This window comes from Dyella sp. 01N36, from assembly GCF_056399745.1.
Genome location: NZ_JBFTRY010000181.1, coordinates 1 through 6655 on the forward strand (window position 1 = coordinate 1; position 6655 = coordinate 6655).

Annotated in this window: 5 protein-coding genes and 1 pseudogene; 5 read left to right on the top strand and 1 reads right to left on the bottom strand. The window is 64.8% G+C overall.

Translation table 11 applies throughout. From position 1 onward, the window contains the following. A pseudogene (locus AC1DMG_RS18305) lies at nt 1-453 on the top strand (colicin transporter); the annotation flags it as partial. Further along, nucleotides 450-2147, top strand: a complete 1698-nt coding sequence (locus AC1DMG_RS18310) for a BatD family protein (protein ID WP_477175033.1) — start codon at nt 450-452, stop codon at nt 2145-2147. The pseudogene AC1DMG_RS18305 and the gene AC1DMG_RS18310, both read left to right, overlap by 4 nt. Here AC1DMG_RS18310 and AC1DMG_RS18315 read toward each other — a convergent pair. After that, nucleotides 2131-2652, bottom strand: a complete 522-nt coding sequence (locus tag AC1DMG_RS18315) for an O-acetyl-ADP-ribose deacetylase (protein ID WP_441604484.1) — start codon at nt 2650-2652, stop codon at nt 2131-2133. The genes AC1DMG_RS18310 and AC1DMG_RS18315 overlap by 17 nt on opposite strands. Before the next feature lie 74 nt (nt 2653-2726). Here AC1DMG_RS18315 and AC1DMG_RS18320 point away from each other — a divergent pair, with 74 nt between their 5' ends. From AC1DMG_RS18320 to AC1DMG_RS18330, 3 genes are all read left to right on the top strand, one after another. Then, nucleotides 2727-3191, top strand: a complete 465-nt coding sequence (locus tag AC1DMG_RS18320; RefSeq protein ID WP_441604483.1) for a MarR family winged helix-turn-helix transcriptional regulator — start codon at nt 2727-2729, stop codon at nt 3189-3191. Between the two features lie 311 nt (nt 3192-3502). Next, nucleotides 3503-4633, top strand: coding sequence for an efflux RND transporter periplasmic adaptor subunit (locus tag AC1DMG_RS18325; protein WP_477175032.1), 1131 nt, complete (start codon nt 3503-3505; stop codon nt 4631-4633). An 8-nt stretch (nt 4634-4641) separates the two neighbouring features. Continuing rightward, on the top strand, nt 4642-6655 hold a 2014-nt coding region (locus tag AC1DMG_RS18330), incomplete at its 3' end, for an efflux RND transporter permease subunit (protein ID WP_477180868.1).

Genomic DNA, 6655 nt, shown 5'->3' on the forward strand with positions numbered 1-6655 from the left:
GGCCAGCAGCGCGACGAGAGCAAACAGGACCAGGGCCAAGGCAAGTCCTCGCAGGATGCGCACGGCGGATCGGAAGGCCAGAGCCACGATCAGAGCGAGCAGGGGCGCAACCAGACGATGGACAAGTCGCCCGGCCAGGAAGGCGTCAATCAGCCGCAGACGCCCGAGCAACAGGCGCAGGAGCGCGCACGCCAGGCCCAGGCGCAACAGGCGCTTCAAAAGCAGATGGACGAGGCGCTGGGCAAGCAGCAAGCCAACGAGAAGGCGCGCGACGGCACCCACGAACTTGGCGCCATCGAGAAAGACGACGCCCAATCGAAACTGCCTGCCGATGTGCGACAGGCGCTGCAGCGCGTGCCTGACGATCCGGGCGCGCTGTTACGGCGCAAGTTCGAACTTGAATACCGGCAGCGCCATGGTGGCGCATCGCCGTCTGAAGGTGACTCGCAGTGAAGGCCCGCTATCTTCATATCTTGCTGTTTTGCCTCGCGTGCCTGTGGCCGCTGGCGTCGTTCGCCGCGGACGTCCAGGCAACGCTGGATCGCAATCGCGTGGAGCTTGGTGAGACAGTCACGCTGAATCTGCGCGCCAGTGGCGGCGCCATGGCGGCCACACCGGACCTGAGCGCGTTGTCGGAGGACTTCGCCGTGCTTGGCTCTTCAAGCAACACCAGCATCAGCATCATCAACGGCCAGCGCGCCGCGCAGGTTACGGTGGGCGTGGCATTGCGTCCGCTGCGTGTGGGCACCTTGCGCATTCCAGCGCTGTCCTTTGCCGGCGGGACCACCGCACCAGTGGATTTGGAGGTGGTGCAGCCCGATGCCAGCGCAGCAGCGGCGGGTCGCAAGGACGTCTTCGTCGAGGCGACGGTCGATCCCGCCAGCGCGTATGTCGGCCAGCAGATCGTCTATACGGTGCGCTTGTTCTACGCCACCGATCTGACCAGCGGGGCCCTGGAAGACCCGCAAGTAACCGGCATCGACTTCCGTCGCCTCGGCGATGAAATCACCTACCAGGCGGAGCGGGGCGGTCGTCGCTACAACGTGATCGAGCGCCGCTACGCGGCCACGCCACAGCGCGAAGGCCATCTGCAGATTCCAGCCGTGGCCTTCCAGGGCGAGTCGGTCAACATGGCCAACCCCGACGCCTTCTTCGGCAACGGCACGCCGATCACGGCGGCGTCGCCGGTGGTGGACATCGATGTACGGCCGGCCCCCACGCGGGCGGCGCAGGCGGCATGGCTGCCTGCGCGTTCGCTCAATCTCACGCTGGATGGCGGCCCGTCGCATGGCGATCTGCATGTGGGCGAACCATTGAACCTGGTGATGAACGTGCAGGCCGTCGGCCTGCCGTACGAGGCCTTGCCTGCGCTCAGCCTGCCCTCGCTCGACGGCGCCACTGTGTATCCGGACAAGCCGGTGAATGGCACGCGCGTGGAAGGCCCGTGGCTGGTGGGGCGTCGTCAGCAGAGCTTCGCCGTGGTGCCCAATCGCGTCGGCAAGCTGAGCATTCCGGAAACCACGCTCACCTGGTGGAACGTGGTGGAGAACCACGCCGAAACAGCGCGCATTCCGGCGCAGACGTTCAACGTGCTGGCGGCGGCAGGCGCGCCAGCGGCGTCGGCAGCGCCCACGCCGCAAAGCAACGCCATACCTGTCGAAGTCGCGCCGGCGCAGGCCACCGTCGTCGTCCAACACACCTGGTGGCGCAGTATCGCCTTCGCCAGCCTCGGCTTGTGGGTACTGACGGTGCTGGCCTGGCTGATCTGGCGTCGTCGACGCGGCGGGCTGGCGGCGGATGCGCCGCCACGGGAAACCCAGGCCACGGCACCGCATCTGCGCGCGGCCTTTCTTGCTGCTGCCCGTGGCAAGGATGCGGCAGGACAGGCGGCCTCCTTGCTCGCCTGGGCCCAGGTGGAAAGGCCTGCGCTACGCAATCTCGGTGAACTCGCCCTGGCTTTGTCTGCAGGAGCTCAACGCGAAGCCATCGATGCCTTGCAGCGCAAACGCTATGCCGGCGCGGACGATGCCGGGCTGAACGAGCGCCTCGTTGCTGCGTTCAAAAATGGATTTGCGTGGCAGCCCCTGGCGCAAGCGTCGAACGCCTCGCCGCTGCCGCCGCTCTATCCGTTCAATGTGCGTCGCTGAGCGCCTCGCGCCAGATGGCGGCCATGTCCTCGCTGAAACAGCAGACCCGCACCTCTGATGGACCGCCCTGCGGCGCATCCAGCAGGCTGCGCACGGCCACCCGCGCGGCCCGATGCGGCGGATAGCCGTAGACCCCACAGCTGATCGCGGGGAAGGCGATCGAATTGAGGTCATATTCTGTCGCCAGCACCAGGCTTTGCCGATAGCAGTTGGCCAACTGTTCAGGCTCGCCGCTCTGGCCGCCCAGCCAGATCGGGCCGACGGTATGGATGATGTAGCGTGCCTTGAGGTCGAATCCGGCGGTGATGCGCGCTTCGCCGGTAGGACAGCGCACGCCGGGGCTGAGCTCGGGTATGGCCTGGCAGGCCTCCATCAGCCTCGGGCCCGCCGCCCGGTGGATGGCGCCATCCACGCCGCCGCCGCCCAGCAGCGCGCTGTTGGCGGCGTTGACGATGGCATCCACGTCCAGTGCGGTAATGTCGCCGACAATGATGTCTATGTTCATAGGCCTTGGCTTCGTAAATAGTTGCGACGTATGCTTGGGCTACGACACCATCCCGCAGGGAATGACCCATCGCCATGACTAAGGCAGAAGACATTTCGTTTGGCTATTTGCTCAACGATGTCACCTTGCTGTTCCGCAAGCACTTCGACAGGCGAGCCGTGAAATTCGGGTTGACCCGCGCCCAGTGGCGGGCCACCAAGATGCTCTACCACCGCGAAGGCCTGCGCCAGACCGAGCTGGCTGAATCCTTGGAGATGGAGCCCATCGCGGTGGGCCGGGTGATCGATCGCCTGCAGGCCGCCGGTTTCGTCGAACGCCGGCCTGATCCCAAGGACCGCCGCGCATGGCGGCTCTATGTCACCGACCAGGCGCGCGGCGTCATCGCCGATATGGAGCTGATCGCCAAGGGTGTACGCAAGGATGCCACCCAGGGTATCAGCGTGCCTGAGCTGGAGCAGGCGCTGGGCGTGCTCAACCGCATCAAGGAAAACCTGCAGGCGCTGGACAACGGGGCCAGCCCCGACGACGGCGAGGTCTGATCCAACGCCCCAGCAAGCCCCGGCCCAGGCCTTATGGCAGGTGTGCGTCATGCTGCCGCCATACTATTTTGCGATGAACATGTCGTCTGCCTGACGGCGGACGATTTGCCAAGTGCTGTCGGTCGTGCGGGTCACGGACGCTGGCTGCATCACAATGCCTGGTGCGACGCACCGGGGAAGTGAGGGATGCCCATGTAAAGAGGGCATGCTTCGGTGCGGCAATCCCCTTTTTGGACAGGCAGCGCAGCCTTTTGTGGCGGCGCCCCGGCGCATGACGGGCGCGCCGGTAGCGGTGGGTGGTCGGAGACATCATGCAAGGTTCGTCCCGCAAGAAACTCGTAGTGCTGGCAGCGATCATCGTCGCCGCGATCGTGGCCGCGCAGATGTTCCGCGGCGGCGAGCGTGCCGCCGCCAAGACGCCTGTCACACCCTCATCGGTGCCGGTGAAGGTGGCCAGCGCGCATCGCGGCGATCTCGATCTCACCTTGAAGGTGATTGGTCGCGCCGAAGCCTTTTCGACGGTGAACGTGCAGGCGCGCGTCAGCGGCCAGTTGCAGGCCTTGCTGTTCAGGCCCGGCGGACAGGTGAAGCAGGGCGACACCATCATCCGCATCGATCCGAGCCTGCTGCAGGCGCAGCTCGATCAGGCGCTGGGCAATGTCGCCAAGGACCAGGCGCAGCTCGACAACGCCAACACCGTCATCAAGCGTTACCAGCCCTTGCTAGGCAAGGGCTATGTCTCGCAGATGGACTACGACACGTACAAGGCCAACCAGAGCATCTATACCGCCGCGGTGAAGGCCGACCAGGCGGCCGTGGAACTGGCGCGCACGCAGCTGAGCTATACGCAGATCCAGGCGCCGTTCGACAGCATCGCCGGTGCACCGCTGGTCTATCCCGGCGCGCAGCTCACTGCCAATGACACCTCGATCGTCGTGCTCAATCAGATACGCCCGATCCACGTGACTTTCTCCGTGCCCGAGACGGGCCTGGATGGCATCAAGGCCAGCATGACGCGCGGCAAGGTGCCCGTGGCCGTGAATATCCCCGGCACCAAGTCAGCGCCGATGGCTGCCGAGTTGGACTTCATCAACAACTCGGTGGATGCCACTACCAGCACCATCCAGCTCAAGGCGCGCTACGCCAACGACGACGACCGGCTCACGCCGGGGCAGTTCGTGGAAGTGGCGTTGCCTACCACGCGCCTGAGCAATGTGGTGACGGTGCCCGTGGTGGCTCTGCAGAACTCGCCGCTGGGCAGTTTCGTGTTTGTGGCCAATGCAGACGGCACGGTGCAGCAGCGCATGGTCACGGCGGGCCCCACGACGGGCGCGCAGATCGTCATCGAGAAAGGCCTGGACGGCAACGAGACCGTGGTGACGGACGGCCAGCTGCTGCTGGTCGACGGCGCCCATGTGCACGTCGTGACTGACAAGGGCTGAGGCGGCACATGAACCTGCCTGCCCTGTGCATCCAACGCCCGGTGATGACCACGCTGTTGATGGTGGCGTTGCTGGTGTTTGGCGTTGTCGCCTACCCGAAGCTGCCGGTCAACGAATTGCCCAATGTCGATTTCCCCACCATCACGGTGAGCGCCAGCTTGCCGGGCGCGGCGCCGGAAACGATGGCGACGGCGGTGGCGACGCCGCTGGAAAATCAGTTGTCGACGATTGCCGGCATCCAGTCGATGACCTCGACCAGTGCCTTGGGCGCCACCTCGATCACGCTTACCTTCGAGCTCGATCGCAATATCGATGGCGCGGCGCAGGACGTGCAGGCGGCCATTTCCGCCGCACAGCGCCAGCTACCCACCAACATGCCCACGCCGCCGACTTTCCGCAAGGTGAATCCGGCGGACGCACCAATTCTCTATCTCACGTTGCGCTCACGCACGCAGCCGCTTTCCGTGGTCGATGATTACGCCGAGACCCAGCTGGCGCAGCGCCTGTCGATGATCGACGGCGTGGCGCAGGTGAGCGTATATGGCGCGCAGAAATACGCGGTGCGCGTCAGCGTGGATCCGCAGAAGCTGGCAGCCAGCGGCATCGGCATCGATACGGTGCAGAACGCCATCGCCGCCGCCAACGTGAATCTGGCAACGGGCTCCTTGAACGGCAATCGCCAGCTGCTGCAAATCCGTTCGGACGGCCAGTTGCAGCGGGCCAATGCGTATAACAGCATCATCGTGGCCTACCGCAATGGCGCACCCGTACGGCTGTCGGACCTGGGCAAGGCCGAAGACAGTGTGCAGAACGACCAGGTCGCCAGCTGGTACAACGGCGAGCGCGCCATCGTGCTCGCGATCCAGCGCCAGCCGGGCTCGAACACGGTGGCTACCATCGATCGCATTCGCGCGGTCCTGCCCACCTTCGAAGCGACCTTGCCGCCGTCGATCAAGCTGGCCGTGCTGTACGACCGTTCGGTATCCATCCGCGAATCGGTGAACGACGTGCAGTTCACCCTGCTGCTCGCCGGTGCGCTGGTGGTGCTGGTGATCTATCTGTTCCTTGGCAATGCATCCGCCACCTTGATTCCTGCCTTGGCGCTGCCGGTCTCCATCGTCGGTACGTTCGGCGCGATGTTTGCGCTGGGCTACAGCCTGGACAATCTTTCGCTGCTCGCCCTGACGCTGGTAGTCGGATTCGTGGTGGACGATGCCATCGTGATGCTCGAAAACATCGTGCGTCACGTGGAAGAGGGCATGGATCCGTACGAGGCGTCGCTCAAAGGTGCCAGCGAAATCGGCTTCACCATCTTCTCGATGACCTTGTCGCTGGTGGCGGTGTTTCTGCCGGTGATGTTCATGGGCGGCATCGTCGGTCGCCTGTTCCATGAGTTCGCGGTGACGCTGAGTGTGGCGATCCTGATCTCCGGCTTCGTCTCCATCACGCTGACGCCGATGCTGTGCAGCCGCTTCCTCAAGCATGCCGAGCACGAAAAGAAGGCGAAAATCGTGCTGTGGTTCGACGCGGGTTTCGAGCGCGTGCGCCGTGGCTACGTGAGTTCGCTGACCTGGGCCGTGCATCATCCGCGCAGCATCATGGGGCTGTTCGTGGCCAGTCTGGTCGCCACGGCGGTGCTTTTCGTGGTGGTCGACAAGGATTTCATCCCGGCCGGCGATTCGGGGCAGCTCAACGTCAACGTCGAAGGTCCGGACGACACCTCCGTGGCCAGCATGGCGCAACGCCAGCAGCAGCTGGCCAAGATCGTGGGCGACGATCCGAACATCCAGAGCTATATGTCGTCGGTCGGCAGCGGCGGTGCGCGCACGACCACCAACAACGGTTCCCTGTCGCTCACGCTCAAGCCCGCCGGCGAGCGTGAGCAGGGCATCAACGAAATCATCCAGGAGCTGCGCGCCAAGTTCGCCAAAGTGCCCGGCATCCGCGCCTATATCCAGAACCCGCCGCCGATCCAGGTGGGCGGACGTCAATCGAAGGCGCAATACCAGTACACCTTGCAGT